The following is a 17,685-nucleotide window of genomic DNA, read 5'->3' as shown; positions in this document are numbered from 1 at the left end:
TGATCATCTTCGCAGGTCAGGTAAGCCTTACCTACGTGATGCACGGCACCGTGCACCCCTGCGGACGTCGCTTGTCACTCCCCGAGGAATTACGCAACAATGGCGTTGTGAAAAACGTTGGCGAGGCTCCCGTGGAGGAACTCGCGACCGGTGAGCGCTCCACGCGCAACCGCGTCGCGCGGTCCGTCCTGGACCACGGCCCGTCGACGGTCGCCGATCTGGCGGCCCGGCTCGGCCTCACCCAGGCCGCCGTCCGCCGGCACCTGGACTCGCTCGTCGCCGAGAACGTCGTCGAGGCCCGCGAGAAGCGCGTGTACGGGGCCCGTACGCGTGGCCGCCCCGCCAAGGTCTTCGCGCTGACCGACTGCGGCCGGGACGCCTTCGACCAGTCGTACGACACACTGGCCGTCGACGCCCTGCGCTGGATCGAGCAGAACGCGGGTGGGGAAGCGGCCGTCGCCGCCTTCGCGCGCGACAGGCTGGCGCACCAGGCCGAGGCCTACCGGGAGGCCGTCGAGTCGGCGGAGCCCGACCGGCGTACCGAGGCGCTCGCCAGGGCGCTCAGCAAGGACGGGTACGCTGCCACTGCGCGGAACGCGCCGGTCGGCGAGCAGCTCTGCCAGCACCACTGCCCGGTCGCCCATGTAGCCGAGCAGTACCCGCAGCTGTGCGAGGCGGAGACCGAGGTCTTCTCCCGCCTCCTGGGAACGCACGTCCAGCGTCTCGCCACCATCGCCCACGGTGACGGCGTCTGTACGACGTTCATCCCGCACAGCGCCCCACAGACCACCGAATCAGAAGCATCCGCAAGCACGGCCGGGAGGAACCCCGCATGACCACCGAGATCAGCCACCCCGAGCTCGAGGGCCTGGGTCGGTACGAGTACGGCTGGGCCGACTCCGACGCCGCCGGTGCCACTGCCAAGCGCGGCCTCAATGAGGACGTCGTCCGCGACATCTCCTCGAAGAAGAACGAGCCCGAGTGGATGCTGAAGCTGCGTCTCAAGGGTCTGCGCCTCTTCGACAAGAAGCCCATGCCGAGCTGGGGCTCCGACCTGTCGGGCATCGACTTCGACAACATCAAGTACTTCGTGCGCTCCACCGAGAAGCAGGCCGCTTCCTGGGAGGAACTGCCCGAGGACATCAAGAACACGTACGACAAGCTCGGCATCCCGGAGGCGGAGAAGCAGCGCCTCGTCGCCGGTGTCGCGGCCCAGTACGAGTCCGAGGTCGTCTACCACCAGATCCGTGAGGACCTGGAGGAGCAGGGCGTCATCTTCGTCGACACCGACACCGCGCTGAAGGAGCACGAGGAGCTCTTCCGCGAGTACTTCGGCACGATCATCCCGGTCGGCGACAACAAGTTCGCCTCGCTGAACACGGCCGTGTGGTCCGGCGGATCGTTCATCTACGTGCCGAAGGGCGTGCACGTCGAGATCCCGCTGCAGGCCTACTTCCGTATCAACACGGAGAACATGGGTCAGTTCGAGCGGACGCTGATCGTCGTCGACGAGGACGCCTACGTCCACTACGTCGAGGGCTGCACCGCCCCGATCTACTCCTCCGACTCGCTGCACTCCGCGGTCGTCGAGATCATCGTGAAGAAGGGCGCCCGCTGCCGCTACACGACGATCCAGAACTGGTCGAACAACGTCTACAACCTGGTCACCAAGCGCGCGGTGGCCTACGAGGGCGCGACCATGGAGTGGGTCGACGGCAACATCGGCTCCAAGGTCACCATGAAGTACCCGGCCGTCTACCTGATGGGCGAGCACGCCAAGGGCGAGACCCTGTCCATCGCCTTCGCGGGCGAGGGCCAGCACCAGGACGCCGGCGCCAAGATGGTCCACATGGCCCCGAACACCTCCTCGAACATCGTCTCCAAGTCGGTGGCGCGAGGCGGCGGCCGCACCTCCTACCGCGGTCTCATCGAGATCGGCGAGGGTGCCCCGGGCGCCAAGTCGAACGTGCTCTGCGACGCGCTGCTCGTCGACACGATCTCCCGCTCGGACACCTACCCGTACGTCGACGTCCGCGAGGACGACGTCTCCATGGGTCACGAGGCCACGGTCTCCAAGGTCTCCGAGGACCAGCTCTTCTACCTGATGAGCCGCGGCATGACCGAGTTCGAGGCCATGGCGATGATCGTGCGCGGCTTCGTCGAGCCGATCGCCAAGGAGCTCCCGATGGAGTACGCCCTGGAGCTCAACCGGCTGATCGAGCTGCAGATGGAAGGCTCGGTCGGTTAAGACCCTGCCGCCGTCCGTACCGTCTTTGCGTAGTTACGAGGAAGAGAGCAACACGACAGCCATGGCTGAGGCTCAGAACATCCCGGCGGGCTCCACCACCGCCGGCTCGATCGCGGTGGCCGCCGAGTCCACCGTCGCCACGCGCATGAGCGCGCCCCCGTCCTTCGACGTCGCGGACTTCCCGGTCCCGCACGGTCGCGAGGAGGAGTGGCGGTTCACCCCGCTGGAGCGCCTGCGCGGCCTGCACGACGGCACCGCCGTCGCGGCCGGCGAGGGCGTCAAGGTCGCGATCGAGGCCCCCGAGGGCGTCACCGTGGAGACCGTCGGCCGGGACGACGCGCGGCTCGGCAAGGCCGGTACGCCGGTCGACCGGGTCGCCGCCCAGGCGTACTCCTCCTTCGAGGAAGCCTCGGTCGTCACCGTCGCCAAGGAGGCCGTCCTCACCGAGCCGATCCGCATCGCCGTGCACGGCGAGGGCGGTGTCGCCTTCGGCCACCAGGTCATCGAGCTCGGCGCCTTCGCCGAGGCCGTCGTGGTCATCGACCACACCGGTGACGCGGTGCTCGCCGCCAACGTCGACTACCTTCTCGGCGACGGCGCCAAGCTCACCGTCGTCTCCGTCCAGGACTGGGACGAGAAGGCCGTCCACGTCGCCCAGCACAACGCGCTGGTCGGCCGCGACGCCTCCTTCAAGTCGGTCGTGGTCACCTTCGGCGGCGACGTCGTCCGTATCCACCCGCGGGTCTCGTACGCGGCCACCGGCGGCGAGGCCGAGCTCTTCGGTCTGTACTTCACCGACGCCGGCCAGCACCAGGAGCACCGCCTCCTGGTCGACCACAACATGCCGCACTGCAAGTCCAACGCGGCCTACAAGGGCGCGCTGCAGGGCCAGGACGCGCACGCCGTCTGGATCGGTGACGTCCTCATCCAGGCCGCGGCCGAGGGCACCGACACGTACGAGCTCAACCGGAACCTGGTCCTGACGGACGGCGCCCGGGTCGACTCCGTGCCGAACCTGGAGATCGAGACCGGCGAGATCGCCGGCGCCGGTCACGCCTCGGCCACCGGCCGCTTCGACGACGAGCAGCTCTTCTACCTGATGTCGCGCGGCATCCCGGAGACCGAGGCCCGCCGCCTCGTCGTCCGCGGCTTCTTCGCCGAGCTGGTCCAGCAGATCGGCCTGCCCGACGTCCAGGAGCGGCTGCTCGCCAAGATCGAGGCCGAGCTGGAGGCGTCCGTCTGATGGCCTTCGTACGCGCCTGTGCGCTGAGCGAGCTGGAGGAGGACACCCCGAAGCGGGTGGAACTCGACGGCACGCCGGTGTCCCTCGTCCACACGGACGGCGAGGTGTTCGCGATCTACGACATCTGCTCGCACGCGAACGTCTCCCTGTCCGAGGGCGAGGTGGAGGACTGCCAGATCGAGTGCTGGCTGCACGGCTCCGCGTTCGACCTCCGCACCGGCAAGCCGTCCGGCCTTCCCGCGACGCGCCCCGTCCCCGTATACCCCGTAAAGATCGAAGGGGACGATGTGCTCGTCTCCGTCACCCAGGAGTCCTGAGGCACCATGGCAACGCTTGAAATCCGCGACCTGCACGTCACCGTCGAGGTCGAGAACGGCACCAAGGAAATTCTCAAGGGTGTCGACCTGACCGTGAAGCAGGGCGAGACCCACGCCATCATGGGTCCCAACGGCTCCGGCAAGTCGACCCTGGCGTACTCCCTCGCGGGCCACCCGAAGTACACGGTCACCGGCGGCACCGTGACCCTGGACGGCGAGGACGTCCTGGAGATGTCCGTCGACGAGCGCGCCCGCGCCGGCGTCTTCCTGGCCATGCAGTACCCGGTCGAGGTCCCCGGCGTCTCGGTCTCCAACTTCCTGCGCACCTCCGCCACCGCCGTCCGCGGCGAGGCGCCCAAGCTGCGTACCTGGGTGAAGGAGGTCAAGTCCGCGATGGAGCAGCTCCAGATGGACCCGGCCTTCGCCGAGCGCAACGTGAACGAGGGCTTCTCCGGCGGTGAGAAGAAGCGCCACGAGATCCTCCAGCTGGAGCTCCTCAAGCCGAAGATCGCGATCCTCGACGAGACCGACTCCGGTCTCGACGTCGACGCCCTTCGCGTCGTCTCCGAGGGCGTCAACCGCGTCCGCGAGACCGGCGAGGTCGGCACGCTGCTGATCACGCACTACACGCGGATTCTCCGCTACATCAAGCCCGACTTCGTGCACGTCTTCTCCGAGGGCCGCATCGTCGAGTCCGGCGGCGCCGAGCTCGCCGACAAGCTGGAGAACGAGGGCTACGAGGCATACAGCACGAAGGGTGGCGTATCCGCGTGACTTCTGCCCATCAGGGGCTCTCCGGCCTCCTCGACACCGAGGCGATCCGCAAGGACTTCCCGCTCCTGGATCGCGTGGTCCACGACGGCAAGAAGATCGTGTACCTGGACTCCGCGGCGACCTCGCAGAAGCCGCGCCAGGTGCTCGACGCGCTCAACACGTACTACGAGCGCCACAACGCCAATGTCCACCGCGGCGTCTACCTGGTCGCCGAGGAGGCGACGGCGCTGTACGAGGGCGCCCGTGACAAGGTCGCGGCGTTCATCAACGCGCCGAGCCGCGACGAGGTGATCTTCACCAAGAACGCCTCCGAGTCGCTCAACCTCGTGGCCAACATGCTGGGCTGGGCCGACGAGCCCTACCGGGTGGACCACGAGACCGAGATCGCCATCACGGAGATGGAGCACCACTCCAACATCGTGCCGTGGCAGCTGCTCTCGCAGCGCACCGGCGCGAAGCTGAAGTGGTTCGGCCTGACCGACGACGGCCGTCTCGACCTCTCGAACATCGAAGAGGTCATCACCGAGAAGACCAAGATCGTCTCGTTCACGCTGGTCTCGAACCTGCTGGGCACGATCAACCCGGTCGAGACGATCATCCGGCGTGCGCAGGAGGTCGGTGCGCTGGTCTGCATCGACGCCTCGCAGGCGGCCCCGCACATGGTGCTCGACGTGCAGGCGCTGCAGGCCGACTTCGTGGCCTTCACCGGCCACAAGATGTGCGGCCCGACCGGCATCGGCGTGCTGTGGGGACGGCAGGAGCTCCTGGAGGACCTGCCGCCGTTCCTCGGCGGCGGCGAGATGATCGAGACCGTCTCGATGCACTCCTCGACGTACGCGCCGGCTCCGCACAAGTTCGAGGCGGGTACGCCTCCGATCGCCCAGGCCGTCGGCCTCGGCGCGGCCGTGGACTACCTGTCGGCGATCGGCATGGAGAACATCGCGCGCCACGAGCACGCGATCACCGAGTACGCCGTCCGTCGCCTCCAGGAGGTGCCGGACCTGCGGATCATCGGCCCGACCACGGCCGAGGACCGCGGCGCGGCGATCTCCTTCACGCTCGGCGACATCCACCCGCACGACGTGGGTCAGGTCCTCGACGAGGAGGGCATCGCGGTCCGGGTCGGCCACCACTGCGCGCGGCCGGTCTGCCTGCGGTACGGAATTCCTGCGACCACGCGAGCGTCGTTCTATCTGTACTCCACCCCGGCCGAGGTCGACGCCCTCGTCGCGGGTCTGGAGCACGTACGGAACTTCTTCGGCTAGGGGAACCTCGTGAAGCTGGATTCGATGTACCAGGACGTCATCCTGGACCACTACAAGCACCCGCACGGGCGCGGTCTTCGGGACGGCGACGCCGAGGTGCACCACGTCAACCCGACGTGCGGCGACGAGATCACGCTCCGGGTGAAGTACGACGGCTCGCGGATCGAGGACGTCTCGTACGAGGGTCAGGGCTGTTCGATCAGCCAGGCCTCGGCCTCGGTCCTGAACGAGCTGCTCGTCGGCAAGGAGCTGGCGGACGCGCAGAAGATCCAGGGCACGTTCCTGGAGCTGATGCAGTCCAAGGGCCAGCTCGAGCCGGACGACGCGATGGAGGAGATCCTGGAGGACGCGGTCGCGTTCGCCGGTGTCTCCAAGTACCCGGCCCGGGTGAAGTGCGCGCTGCTCAGCTGGATGGCGTGGAAGGACGCGACGGCCCAGGCTCTGGGTGACGGCGCTGAGAGGAAGTCGGCATGACCACCGAGAACGCCGAGGCCACGATGAAGCCGGCCTCCGAAGAAGAAGTCCGTGAGGCGCTGTACGACGTCGTCGACCCCGAGCTGGGTATCGACGTGGTCAACCTCGGCCTCATCTACGGCATCCACATCGACGACTCGAACATCGCGACTCTGGACATGACCCTGACGTCGGCGGCCTGTCCGCTGACCGATGTGATCGAGGACCAGGCGAAGGCCGCGACGGACGGCATCGTCAACGAGCTGAAGATCAACTGGGTCTGGATGCCGCCGTGGGGCCCGGACAAGATCACCGACGACGGCCGCGAGCAGCTGCGCGCGCTCGGCTTCAACGTCTGAGGTTTCTCCGCGGTCCGAGGTTTCTCCGCGAAAGATCATTGCGACGGCCATGCCCTTCAGCAAGACTGGAGGGCATGGCCGTTCGCATGTACCACCTCGCCGTCGACTCCCACGACCTTCCGTCCCAGGCCCGGTTCTGGGCCGAGGTCCTCGACTGGAAGATCCTCTTCGAGGATGAGGACGAGATCGTCATCGGCGCCGACGAGTTCGCCCTGCCGGGGATGTGTTTCCTCCCCGTGCCCGAGGCCAAGACGGTCAAGAACCGGCTGCACATCGACCTGACGCCCGATGATCAGGACGCCGAGGTCGAGCGGATCCTCGCCCTGGGGGCCCGCCGGATCGACGTCGGTGCGGGCGAGGACGCGACCTGGGTCGTGCTTGCGGATCCCGAGGGGAACGAGTTCTGCGTGTTGCGGCCGAAGCGGTCGCTCACCGACTGAACGGGGGTGTCCCGGCCGCCTGGGTGAGGGTCGGGGCCAGGTTCTCCTTGCGGATGCGCTGGTCGACGTAGACCAGGCCGGTGACCAGGGGCGGGAAGACCGAGCAGAGGGCCTGCCCCACCATCGAGCCGAGAACGACGATCGCCAGCACCGGGACGAAGGCGAGCAGTACATCGCCTGTGCTGTCGAAGCCGCTCGTGTCCGTGAAGGAGACGGGGACCGAGAGCAGCAGGCTCAGCACCTGCTGGATCATCCAGTTCGCCACCGCGGCCAGGATGCCCGCGACCAGCAGCGCGCCGAAGATCCGCCACCACGAGGCGCGCACCAGCTCGTTGGAGCGGCGCAGCGAGGCCATCGCGCCCTGGCCTTCGAAGACCGCGGCCGACGGCGCCAGGCTGAGCTTCACCCAGATCCAGGTGGCCAGCGGCATCGTGGCCAGGGCGACGAGGAAGGCCACGGTGGCCAGGACGGGTGAGGCGAACGCCGCGTCCGATCCGGAACTCGCGCGCCCGGCGGCCGAGATGAGCGCCGCCATGAAGCCGATCATGGCCAGCGTGAACAGGACCAGCGGCACGGCCATGAGCAGCGCCGACAGGAAGACCGTGCCGATCACCGCCGGCACCCGCGACCAGGACCGGCGCCAGATCACGCCGAAGGTCGTACGGCGGCCGAGCACCGCCTCCTGGAGGACGGCGGGGCACGCCGCGTAGACCACGGTACTCGCGAGCAGCATCCCGACCATGGCGACCAGCGACACGACGACGAAGGCGATCAGCAGCGGGCGGCCGTCGTCCCAGCTGGGGTCCTGGCCGCTGGGCAGGTCGAAGACGCGGGGCAGATGGTCGGAGACCGCCGCGTACGCGAGACCGACGGCCGCCGCGAGCAGCAGCAGGGCCGCGCCGTAGGCGGCGGTGGCCACGCCGAGCAGCGGCTTCCAGTAGCGGCCGATGGTGGCGAAGGCGCCGGTCAGGATCTGGCTCAGACCCAGTGGCGCCAGGGGTATCACGCCGGGCTTCGGCGGAGGGGGCGGAGGCGGGTAGCCGTAGCCGTACGGCCCCGTGGGATACGTCATGCGGGATACCGTATCCACTGCCGTTGTGTACGGCCGTACATATCCCTGTGTACGCTTGTACGCATGGGATACGGACTGCTCGCAGGGGCCATCACGGCGGAGATCATCGCGACGGTCTCGATGAAGTACAGCGAGGGCTTCTCCAAGCTCTGGCCGTCGGTCATCACGGGCACGGGCTACGTCATAGCGTTCGCGCTGCTCGCCCAGGCGCTGAAGACCCTCCAGGTCGGCACGGCGTACGCGATCTGGTCCGGCATCGGCACCGCCGCCGTCGCCGTCATCGGGATCCTCTTCATGAACGAGACCCTCAGCGTCGCCAAGGTCGCCGGGGTCGTCCTCATCATCGCGGGCGTCCTCGTGCTCAACCTGGGGGGCGCGCACTGATGGCCGCCGCGCGGGCCCGCCGCCACGACCCCGAGCGGCGGCAGCGGATCGTCGACGCCGCGCTGCGCGTGGTCGGTGCCCGGGGGATCGCCGGGCTGAGCCACCGTACGGTCGCCGCCGAGGCGGACGTGCCGCTCGGCTCCACGACGTACCACTTCGCCTCCCTCGACGAACTCCTCGTCGCCGCGCTGCGTCAGGCCAACGAGGGCTTCGGGCGGGAACTGCGCGAGAGCGCGGCGCTCGCCGCCCCGGGGGCCGACCTCGCCTCCGCCCTCGCGCGGCTGATGGGGGAGTGGATCGGCGGCGAGCGAACCGGGGTGGAGCTGGAGTACGAGCTCTATCTGGCCGCCCTGCGCAGGCCCGCTCTGCGCCCCGTCGCGGCGGAGTGGACGGCGGCCGTCACCGAGACCCTCGCCCGCCACACCGACCTCGTCACCGCCCGCGCGCTCGTCGCGCTGATGGACGGCATCTGCCTCCAAGCGCTGCTGACGGGCGCGGAGTACGACGAGGCGTACGCGCGCGACATGCTGGGCCGGCTCCTGGTGGCCCGCTCGGAAACGGCCGCCGACCGGTAACCGGGTCCGGAGCGGGCGCGCCGTCCCGCCGGGCCCCGGCCGCAGCCCACCAGTGGCCGCGAGCCCACCCGGCCCGCGGGCCCGCAGGTCGCCGGCCGGGCGCAACCGCCAACGGGCGGGCCGGTGGTCTTGGCGGATCCGCCAGGCCGCCGGCCCGACACCTGAGACCGGTTGGCCCGGGTGCCGCCCCGACCGTTAGGTTTTCCGCATGACCACTGCTCCTCGCACCACCGGCGCCGTCGCCGCCGGCCTCGCCACCATCGCCGGTGACGGCACCGTTCTCGACACCTGGTTCCCCGCCCCCGAGCTGACCGACGCCCCCGGGCCCGCCGGAACCGAGCGGCTCACCCCCGACGCCGCCGTCAACGCCCTCGGAGAGGGCGCCGCCAAGGCCCTCGGCGTGGACGCCCGCCGTGGCGTCGAGGTGGTCGCCGTCCGCACCGTGATCTCCTCGCTCGACGACAAGCCGCTCGACGCCCACGATGCGTACCTGCGTCTGCACCTGCTCAGCCACCGGCTGGTCAAGCCGCACGGCCAGAGCCTCGACGGCCTCTTCGGCCTGCTCGCCAACGTCGCCTGGACCTCGCTCGGCCCGGTCGCCGTCGACGACGTCGAGAAGGTCCGCCTCAACGCCCGCGCCGAGGGCCTGCACCTCGCCGTGACCAGCATCGACAAGTTCCCGCGGATGACCGACTACGTCGCCCCCGCCGGTGTCCGGATCGCCGACGCCGACCGGGTCCGGCTCGGCGCGCACCTCGCCGCCGGCACCACCGTCATGCACGAGGGCTTCGTCAACTTCAACGCCGGCACGCTGGGCACCTCGATGGTCGAGGGCCGGATCTCCGCAGGTGTCGTCGTCGGCGACGGCTCCGACATCGGCGGCGGCGCCTCCACCATGGGCACCCTGTCCGGTGGCGGCAACGTGGTCATCTCCATCGGCGAGCGCTGCCTGATCGGCGCCGAGGCGGGCGTCGGCATCGCGCTGGGCGACGAGTGCGTCGTCGAGGCCGGTCTGTACGTCACCGCCGGTACGCGCGTCACGATGCCCGACGGCGAGATCGTCAAGGCCCGCGACCTGTCCGGCGGCGACAACATCCTCTTCCGCCGCAACTCGGTCACCGGCGCCGTCGAGGCCCGCCCGAACAACGCGGTGTGGGGCGGCCTCAACGAGATCCTCCACAGCCACAACTGAGCATGCCCAACTGACGGCGCCCCGCGCGTGACCTGCTCGTGTGACTCTGCGTTAACGGACTGACGTGGAGTCACACGAACAGACAAAGCGAGGAGTCGACATGAGGACGAGGCCCACCGTTGTCGGGGCGCTGGCGGTGGCAGCCGCCGTGCTGTTGCCCGCAGGGGCGGCGTCGGCGGACGAGACGCACACGCGCACGCACAACGGCCCGACCATCCAGAACGGCCCCAGCCTCACCCTCCACACCGGTCAGATCGACGACCCGCTGGAGGACGTCCTCGAACACGCGGCGCTCTTCGGCACCACCTACGTGTTCGACTGAACCAGATCCTCGTACGCCGCCCGCAGCCCGTCGACCGTCTCCAGGTCGGCGGGCTGCAGCGGTTCCCGGACGTAGTCGCCGAGGAGCGCCTTGGCCGTCACCGTGCCCGGCAGACCGGCGGCCATCATCAGCTCGGCCAGCGGCAGCGTGAGCGCGTTCAGCCGGGCCGCCTCGCCCGTGTCGCCCCGGTCGAAGGCGTCGAGCACGGCCCGCATCTGACGCGGCGCCACATTGGCCACCGTACTGACGAAACCGGCGCCGCCCACCGCGTACAGCGGCAGGTTCAGCTCCTCGCAGCCCGAGTAGTACGCGAGCGAGGTGCGGGCGATCACCTTCGACGACCCGAGCAGGTCGTACGCGCAGTCCTTGACTGCGACGATCCTCGGGTGGGCGGCGAGCCGCAGCATCGTCGCCGGCTCGATCCGGGTGCCGGTGCGGCCGGGGATGTCGTACAGCATCACCGGCAGCTCCGTCGCCTCCGCGACCTTGAGGAAGTGCGCCTCGACGGCGGCCTGCGGCGGGCGGCTGTAGTACGGCGTGACGACCAGGAGCCCGTCCGCGCCCGCCTTCTCGGCCTGGCGGGCCAGTTCGGCCGTGTGGCGGGTGTCGGAAGTGCCGACACCGGCGACGATCGACGGGCCGGGGCCGACGGCGGCGCGGACCGCCTCGATCAGCGCGGCCTTCTCGGCGTCCGAGGTGGTCGGGGACTCACCGGTGGTGCCGTTGAGGACGAGACCGTCGCAGCCCTCGGCGACCAGGTGGGCGGCGTGCACGCGGGTGGCGTCGAGATCCAGCTCGCCCGAGGCGGTGAAGGGCGTGATCATCGCGCAGAGGGCCCGGCCGAAGGGGCGTTCAGTGCTCATCCGGGAAGTCTGCGGTGCCCTGACGGTGAAGGTCCACTTAGTTCTGCTTGGGGTGAGGGATAAGCGTCGCTGAAGTATGGATCTGGCATGATCGGGGCGGGACGCGACAGGAGACAGGGGAGAGCACCACCATGAGCAGCGAACAGCGCGTCGCACTCGTCACCGGTTCGTCCTCGGGCATCGGGGCCGCCGTCGCCCGCCGCCTCGCCGCCGCCGGCATCCGGGTCGTCGTCAACTCGGCGCGGTCGGTGGAGGCCGGCCAGGCCCTCGCCGCCGAACTGCCGGACGCCGTCTACGTCCAGGCCGACGTCTCCGACGAGACGCAGGCCGCCGGGCTCGTCGCCGCGGCCGTCGAGGCGTACGGGCGGCTCGACATCCTCGTCAACTGCGCGGGCACCACCAGGTTCATCCCGCACGACGACCTGGCCGCCGCGACGCCCGAGGTCTGGCGGCACCTGTACGACGTCAACGTCATCGGGGTCTGGCAGACCGTCACCGCGGCCGTCCCGCACCTTCGGGCGAGTGGCGCGGGCTGCGTCGTGACCATCTCCTCGCAGGCCGGTGTCCGCCCCGGCGGCAGCTCCATCCCGTACGCCGTCTCCAAGGCGGCCGTCAACCACATGACGAAGCTGCTCGCCAAGACCCTCGGCCCGGACGTCCGGGTCAACGCCGTCGCACCGGGCTTCGTCGACACCCCCTGGTTCGACGGGGTCGAGGGCGCCGACGAGGCCAAGGCCCGTGTGGCGGCGGCGGTTCCGATGCGGAGGGTCGGGCGGCCCGAGGACATCGCCGGCGCGGTCTTCGACCTGACCAACGCCTCGTACATCACCGGTGAGGTGCTGCTCGTGGACGGCGGCGGGCACCTGCTCGGCTGACCGGGGCCGCTCAGAGCGCGAGCTTGAACCCGTCGTGGCTGCGGGCGAAGCCGAGCGAGGCGTAGAAGCGGTGGGCCTCCGTCCGCCGCTTGTCGCTGGTCAGCTGGACGAGCGCGCAGCCACGCTCGCGCGCCCGCTCCACCGCCCGCGCCATCAGCTCCCGGCCGAGCCCGCCGCCGCGCCGGTCCGCCCGGATCCGTACCGCCTCGATCAGCCCCCGCTCGGCGCCGCCCTTGCCGAGGCCGGGGATGTACGTCGCCTGGAGGCAGCCGACGACCGTCTCGCCGTCCACGAGCACCAGCATCTCGTTGCGCGGATCGCCCGAGATGGCGGCGAAGGCCCGCTCGTAGGCCTCCGTGACGACGATCGAGGCGGGATCCACGACCCGCCCCTCGTCGGCGAGGAGGGCGAGGACGGCGGGCAGTTCGGCGCGGATGGCGGGGCGGAGGATCATGGCGCGGATCTTCGCAGATCCGCGCCGAAAGTCCTTGACCTCAAGCGTGATTGAGGTCGGAGGGTGGGGTCATCGACAACAGGAGGTCACCCCATGAACGCCGTCACTCGGCCCGACGCCCGCCCCGACCTGTACCGCCCCGGTGTGGGGCTCGTCTTCGCCAGTACCTGGCGGGTCGGTACGCCCGAGCGGCAGCGGGCCGCCGTCGACGCCATCGCCAAGGCGTGGGAGAGCCGCGACTGGCCGGACCTCGGGCTGCTCTCGTACTCGGTGTACATCGGCACCGACGGCGACACCCTGCTCCACTACTCGCAGTGGACGGGCGAGGAGGCGTACCAGGAGTTCTTCCGCACCCTCCGCGACGAACGGAACGCCGAGATCGACGCGGCCGTGCCGGGGATCGTACGCGTCGGGATCCACCGGTACGCCCCGCCGTTCCGCTCCGCCGTGCTGAGTGAGCAGAGCGCGGCGTCCGTACCCGGTGCCGTCGCGCTGGTCGACGTGGAGTTCGACGGGCCGGACTCCGGGCGGCAGCGGGCCTGGGTGGACGCCGTGTCCGCCGCGATCGACGACGACGCGACGGGCACGAGGCCGGCCCGCGGCGGGATCGCGGCGCACTTCCACCTCTCCACCGACGGCACCCGCGTCCTCGAATACGCGGAGTGGGAGAGCGAGCAGGCCCATGTGGAGTGGCTGGCCGAGGACGCCCCGCTCAGCGACGCGTGGGAGCGGGTGCGCCACTTCCCCGGCCTCGTCGGGAGCCGGGTCCGGCGCTACACGCCCGCGCTGAGCCTCCACGCGGGCGGGTAGCAGGGGGACCTACGGGCGGAGGCGCAGGATCTGCGGGTCGTGGTCGCTGTTCTGGTCCGCGAACTCCGCGTTGATGTGGACGCTGTCGTACTCGAAGCGGCCGATCCCCGGGCTGGTCAGGATCTGGTCGAGGACCTGGCTGTTGCCCTGGAAGACGTACGAGTACCGATCGCTGCGCGGCAGCGACTTCACCGCCGGGTAGAGCGCCCCGCCGTCCGTCAGCGCCTTTGTCGTCCCGGAGAACTCGAAGTCGTTGATGTCACCGACGACCAGGACGTCGGCGTCCTTGCGGATCGCGAGCACGTCCTTGACGAAGGCGTTCACGGACTGCGCCTGGAGCAGGCGCTTCGCCTCGGAGGAGCGGACCGGCGGCTGGTGGTGCGAGGTCAGCGACTCGTCGCCGCCCTTGGAGCCGAAGTGGTTGGCGACCACGAAGACCGTACGGCCGCGGAAGGTGAACTCGCCCGCCAGCGGCTTACGGCTGTTCTCCCAGGCCGTGTTCGCCGGGTCGATCCGGCCGGGGGAGAGCGTCAGCTCCGGCCGGCCGTTCGTGCCGCGCACCACGTCCGTCGCGGTCGCGGTGTCGCCGCCCGCGCGGTCGGTGAACGAGACCCGCTCCGGGTTGAAGAGGAAGACCTGGCGGATGTTGCCGCCGGGCTCGCCGCCGTCCTTGTTGTTCTCCGGGTCGACCGAGCGCCACTCGTACGCCGGGCCGCCCGCCGCCACGATGGCGTCGGTGAACTTCTTCACCGTCTGGTCGGCGGCGACCGTGCCGTCGTTCTTCGCGCCGCTGTTGTCCTGGATCTCCTCCAGGGCCAGGATGTCGGGCGAGGACAGGTTGTCGACCACGGCCGCGGCCAGCGCGTCGAACTTCTCCTGCGGATCGGACGGGTCGAGGTTCTCGACGTTGTACGTCGCGACCGCCAGCTCGTCCCTGCGCTGCCGGTCCGTCACCTCGCGCTTCAGGCCGCGGTCCACGACCGTGCCGAGGGTGCGGGCGGTCAGCGTGTAGCCGCCGAACTGGTTGAAGTCCAGCGGGCCCTCGGTCGTCCCGGAGAGCACGTCACCGACGTTCGCCTTGGGGAAGGGCTGCTGGGCGATCGGGGTCAGCGACTGGATCTGGAGCCGACCGGTGTTCTGCGAGGTGTACGAGCCGTAGACCGTGCCGCCGCGCCAGTTGCTGTTCTCCCAGGGCTTCACCGTCACCCAGAGCTCGGAGTACGGGTCGGTGGCGCCCACCACGCGGGAGGTGCCGACGCGGACGTTGGTGCCCTCCAGGGACTCGTAGTAGTCGAGGGCGTAGGACCTCGGCTTGAGCGTGAGGCCGTTGATCGAGCCGCCGGCCGTCGCGTCGCCCTCGGGGGCGTACGTGCTCGGGACCGACCAGGCGGAGATCGTCACGGGGGCCGGCAGCGGGTTCCCGGAGGAGACCACGGTGACGGTCGGCTTGGAAATCTGCGTCACCGACTGGTTGCCGGAGTTCAGGCCGCCCGGGACGTACTCGCCGACGAGGCCGTTCACGCTGACGGCGTCGCCGACGGCGACGGTCGGCACGGAGCTGGTGAAGACGAACAGGCCCTCGCTGGTGGCCGGGTTGTCGTCGGCCTGCGGGTCCTGGATCCAGAAGCCGCGCGAGCCGTAGGTCCGTACACCGGTCACGATGCCCGTGACGCCGGTGACCTGCGTCCCGACGAGCGGCGACGTCCGGGTGGTGCCCTGGATGTCGTGGACGCGGACGGCGGCGGTGTCCTCGGCTGCGGCGCTGCCGGACGCGGCGAGCAGCCCGGCGGCGAGTGCGGCGGACACTACGGCGGCCACGGCAGCGGATCTCGGTATGGAGGAAAGCATCAGGGTGCTCCGGAGGCGCTTGGAGAGACGGTCGATGAATCTACGCGCGTCAATCTCTTGGCTGGGTGGGGGACTTGTCAAGGCTCGACGGGTGTACGAAGGCTGACGGCTCCGTGAACCGGAGGGCCGGGCGGGAAATGCGTCTACGCTGAAGCGCGTTCAGCACGTGGTGCGGCGCGTGCGGTGCGTGTGGCGTGTGTGATGCGTGCGGCCAGGTTTGAAAGGGCCGTACGTTCGGAACGTACCGCGTCGCACGTACGACGCACGTACGACGCACGTACGACGCACGTACGACGCACGTACGACGCGCGCACCACGCACGTACGGCCACCCAGGCTCACACGCCCTTCGAGGAGAAGACCCCAGATGGCACCGGACCGGCCCACCCTGCCCCCCGTTCAGCTGCACTCGGACGCGGAGCTGGCGCGGGATGCCCTGGCCACGCCCCTGCTGTCCCGCGCGGCCCGGCTCGCCCGCTGGGCCGGCCCCGAGACCCGGGTCGGCGCGGGCGGCGAGCTCGTGGAGGAGCAACTGCCCGCCGCAGCCGATGTGTTGGGGCTCACTGCGGACGAGGACGGCGAGGCGTACGCGAGCGAGGCGTGGCGGCTGGCGGTCGACACGGGGCTGGTGGAGGTCGAGGACGGCGACGACGAGGGCGATGGCTCCGGCGAGGGTGCCGGCGACGATGCTTCCGGTGCGGTCTCCGTGGGCGAGAACCTCGCGCTCCTCACCGGCGGGGCGCCGCTCGACGTCCTCGGGATCTGGCTCGACGCCCTGGACGTGGTCTTCGCCGACGCGACCGCGCCCGTCCTGGACGACATCGCTGACGTCATCGACGAGGACGGCGAGATCGACTTCGAGCTCCTCGACTGGAACCCGGAGGAGGAGGCCGAGTTCCTGGAGGGCGTGCTCGGCAACCTGTACCTGCTGACGGTCGGCGAGGGTGGACCCGGGGACGGCCCGGTGCCACTGCCGGCGCTCGCCGCGTCGATGATCGTCCCGGACGACATGGGCGAGCCGACCGACGACGTACTGGAGCAGGTCTCGGAGGCGATGATGCGCCTGGACGACCAGTTCCGGCTGCTTGAGCCGATCGGGCTCGTCGAGTACCAGCCCGTCGACGAGGCGCTGATGGCGGAGGAGGGCGAGGACGAGCCCGCCGCGCAGCTCGACGAGGACGGCGAGGTCGACGACGAGGACGTCAGCCGGTACGGGATGGTCCGGCTGACGCCGCTCGGGCTGTACGGCGTACGGGCCCGGATGATGGAGGCGGGCGTGGACGCGCCGGCCGTCGGCGAACTGGCCGACAAGGGCGCGGACGTGCTCCTCGACGGGCTGGCCTCCTACCCCGAGACGGCGGCGCGGGCCGAGACCGTGGGCTGGCTGGAGGGCCGGGACGCGGTGGGCGCGGCGCGGGAGCTGCTCGGCGCGGCGCGGGGCGCCGACGAGGGCTCGCCGCTGCGCCGCCTGCACTGCCAGCAGGCGCTCTCGCTGGTCGGCGTGGAGGCGGAGCCTGCGGTACGGGAGGTGCTCGACGACCCGGAGCTGGGCGGGCTGGCCCGGGTCTGGCTGGTGGAGCGTGGGGCTGCGGACGTGCCGGTGCCGCCGGAGGCCATGATCTTCTGGCTGGCGATCGACACGATCGCGGCGCAGCTGGACGCGCGCGGGGAGCTGGAGGAGCTCCGCGAGCTGATCGAGGGCCTGACGGGCCGCCACAGCGGTTTCTTCGACGCGGCGTGGCGGGTGGACCACCCGGCGACGGCGGAGGTCCTGGAGGCGATGGGCCGCCTGCACCCGGACAAGACGGCGGCGAAGGAGGCCCGCAAGGCGGCCTTCAAGGCGCGGTCGCGCGGCGGCGCGTGAGGCTCGCGCGGCGCGGGGGGTGAACGTGGGGTGGGGGATATCCCCCACCCCGCCCCTCCCCGAAACCCTGACGGGACCGGGGGGCTCCGCCCCCGAACCCCCGCGCGAGGGGCGGGCGGACCCCCCGGGGGGGGCAGGAGACTCCGCCCCCAGGCCCCGGGTGTGCCAGCTTCGTGGCGCGCTTGAGCGGCCTGCCCCGGTGTGCCAGCTTCGTGGCGTGGGGGAGCGGCCTGCCCCGTGCCCCACCGTGCGCCGCGAAGCCGGCGGAGCCGAGGGCTTGCCCTCGCCTCACGCCGCGTCGGCTTCGCGGCGCGGGAGAGCCCCTGGC

General features: G+C 70.5%; 20 protein-coding genes. 16 read left to right on the top strand and 4 right to left on the bottom strand.

All coding sequences use genetic code 11. From position 1 onward, the window contains the following. Positions 1-107 precede the first annotated feature (107 nt). The 9 genes from Q5762_RS05105 (at position 108) to Q5762_RS05065 (ending at position 7,099) form a co-directional block, all read left to right on the top strand. The gene (locus tag Q5762_RS05105; protein ID WP_315890743.1) at positions 108-836 is read left to right on the top strand and encodes a metalloregulator ArsR/SmtB family transcription factor; all 729 of its coding nucleotides are present in this window, start codon (positions 108-110) and stop codon (positions 834-836) included. Then, on the top strand, positions 833-2,248 hold the full coding sequence (gene sufB / locus Q5762_RS05100) for a Fe-S cluster assembly protein SufB (RefSeq protein ID WP_315890742.1): 1,416 nt from the start codon (positions 833-835) through the stop codon (positions 2,246-2,248). Before Q5762_RS05105 ends, sufB begins: the two co-directional genes overlap by 4 nt. 61 nt (positions 2,249-2,309) lie before the next feature. Then, positions 2,310-3,491, top strand: a complete 1,182-nt coding sequence (sufD, locus tag Q5762_RS05095) for a Fe-S cluster assembly protein SufD (RefSeq protein ID WP_315890741.1) — start codon at positions 2,310-2,312, stop codon at positions 3,489-3,491. After that, a complete protein-coding gene (locus Q5762_RS05090) occupies positions 3,491-3,808 on the top strand; it encodes a non-heme iron oxygenase ferredoxin subunit (protein WP_315890740.1) in 318 nt (105 codons plus the stop codon). Before sufD ends, Q5762_RS05090 begins: the two co-directional genes overlap by 1 nt. Positions 3,809-3,814: 6 nt before the next feature. After that, entirely contained in the window at positions 3,815-4,582 is a 768-nt protein-coding gene (gene sufC, locus Q5762_RS05085) for a Fe-S cluster assembly ATPase SufC (RefSeq protein WP_315890739.1), read from the top strand. Then, complete coding sequence (locus Q5762_RS05080; protein ID WP_315890738.1) at positions 4,579-5,847, top strand: cysteine desulfurase; 1,269 nt, start codon at positions 4,579-4,581, stop codon at positions 5,845-5,847. The genes sufC and Q5762_RS05080 overlap by 4 nt, the downstream gene beginning before the upstream one ends. 9 nt (positions 5,848-5,856) lie before the next feature. After that, a complete protein-coding gene (gene sufU, locus Q5762_RS05075) occupies positions 5,857-6,321 on the top strand; it encodes a Fe-S cluster assembly sulfur transfer protein SufU (RefSeq protein WP_315890737.1) in 465 nt (154 codons plus the stop codon). Next, positions 6,318-6,659 carry a metal-sulfur cluster assembly factor gene (locus Q5762_RS05070; RefSeq protein WP_315890736.1) on the top strand — a complete coding sequence of 114 codons (342 nt, stop codon included), beginning with the start codon at positions 6,318-6,320 and terminating at the stop codon, positions 6,657-6,659. The genes sufU and Q5762_RS05070 overlap by 4 nt, the downstream gene beginning before the upstream one ends. Positions 6,660-6,733: 74 nt before the next feature. Further along, entirely contained in the window at positions 6,734-7,099 is a 366-nt protein-coding gene (locus tag Q5762_RS05065) for a VOC family protein (protein ID WP_315890735.1), read from the top strand. Here Q5762_RS05065 and Q5762_RS05060 read toward each other — a convergent pair. Beyond that, positions 7,089-8,171, bottom strand: coding sequence for an oxidoreductase (locus Q5762_RS05060; RefSeq protein WP_315890734.1), 1,083 nt, complete (start codon positions 8,169-8,171; stop codon positions 7,089-7,091). The genes Q5762_RS05065 and Q5762_RS05060 overlap by 11 nt on opposite strands. A 63-nt stretch (positions 8,172-8,234) precedes the next feature. Here Q5762_RS05060 and Q5762_RS05055 point away from each other — a divergent pair, with 63 nt between their 5' ends. The 4 genes from Q5762_RS05055 to Q5762_RS05040 all read left to right on the top strand — a co-directional run bounded on the left by Q5762_RS05055 (position 8,235) and on the right by Q5762_RS05040 (position 10,644). After that, the gene (locus tag Q5762_RS05055) at positions 8,235-8,555 is read left to right on the top strand and encodes a multidrug efflux SMR transporter (RefSeq protein ID WP_315890733.1); all 321 of its coding nucleotides are present in this window, start codon (positions 8,235-8,237) and stop codon (positions 8,553-8,555) included. Then, positions 8,555-9,130: a TetR family transcriptional regulator gene (locus tag Q5762_RS05050; RefSeq protein WP_315890732.1), complete on the top strand. Its 576-nt coding sequence runs from the start codon at positions 8,555-8,557 to the stop codon at positions 9,128-9,130. The genes Q5762_RS05055 and Q5762_RS05050 overlap by 1 nt, the downstream gene beginning before the upstream one ends. Positions 9,131-9,338: 208 nt before the next feature. Beyond that, complete coding sequence (dapD, locus tag Q5762_RS05045; protein WP_315890731.1) at positions 9,339-10,322, top strand: 2,3,4,5-tetrahydropyridine-2,6-dicarboxylate N-succinyltransferase; 984 nt, start codon at positions 9,339-9,341, stop codon at positions 10,320-10,322. A 100-nt stretch (positions 10,323-10,422) separates the two neighbouring features. Next, positions 10,423-10,644 carry a hypothetical protein gene (locus Q5762_RS05040; RefSeq protein WP_315890730.1) on the top strand — a complete coding sequence of 74 codons (222 nt, stop codon included), beginning with the start codon at positions 10,423-10,425 and terminating at the stop codon, positions 10,642-10,644. Here Q5762_RS05040 and dapA read toward each other — a convergent pair. After that, positions 10,629-11,507, bottom strand: coding sequence for a 4-hydroxy-tetrahydrodipicolinate synthase (gene dapA / locus Q5762_RS05035; protein ID WP_315890729.1), 879 nt, complete (start codon positions 11,505-11,507; stop codon positions 10,629-10,631). The genes Q5762_RS05040 and dapA overlap by 16 nt on opposite strands. A 131-nt stretch (positions 11,508-11,638) precedes the next feature. Here dapA and Q5762_RS05030 point away from each other — a divergent pair, with 131 nt between their 5' ends. Beyond that, positions 11,639-12,382, top strand: coding sequence for a glucose 1-dehydrogenase (locus Q5762_RS05030; protein ID WP_315890728.1), 744 nt, complete (start codon positions 11,639-11,641; stop codon positions 12,380-12,382). A gap of 10 nt (positions 12,383-12,392) precedes the next feature. On the opposite strand, the gene Q5762_RS05025 is transcribed toward Q5762_RS05030, so the two are convergent. Continuing rightward, complete coding sequence (locus Q5762_RS05025; protein ID WP_315890727.1) at positions 12,393-12,836, bottom strand: GNAT family N-acetyltransferase; 444 nt, start codon at positions 12,834-12,836, stop codon at positions 12,393-12,395. Between the two features lie 93 nt (positions 12,837-12,929). Between Q5762_RS05025 and Q5762_RS05020 the strand changes: the two genes are divergently transcribed. Beyond that, entirely contained in the window at positions 12,930-13,646 is a 717-nt protein-coding gene (locus Q5762_RS05020; RefSeq protein ID WP_315890726.1) for an antibiotic biosynthesis monooxygenase, read from the top strand. A gap of 9 nt (positions 13,647-13,655) precedes the next feature. Here Q5762_RS05020 and Q5762_RS05015 read toward each other — a convergent pair whose 3' ends face one another. Further along, positions 13,656-15,494, bottom strand: coding sequence for an endonuclease/exonuclease/phosphatase family protein (locus tag Q5762_RS05015; protein ID WP_315890725.1), 1,839 nt, complete (start codon positions 15,492-15,494; stop codon positions 13,656-13,658). 366 nt (positions 15,495-15,860) lie between these two features. Between Q5762_RS05015 and Q5762_RS05010 the strand changes: the two genes are divergently transcribed. Continuing rightward, entirely contained in the window at positions 15,861-17,357 is a 1,497-nt protein-coding gene (locus tag Q5762_RS05010) for a hypothetical protein (protein WP_315890724.1), read from the top strand. The last annotated feature ends 328 nt before the right edge of the window (positions 17,358-17,685 follow it).

This window comes from Streptomyces sp. P9(2023), from assembly GCF_032436795.1.
Taxonomy (GTDB): domain Bacteria; phylum Actinomycetota; class Actinomycetes; order Streptomycetales; family Streptomycetaceae; genus Streptomyces.
This window is presented reverse-complemented; position numbering and strand designations above follow the sequence as displayed.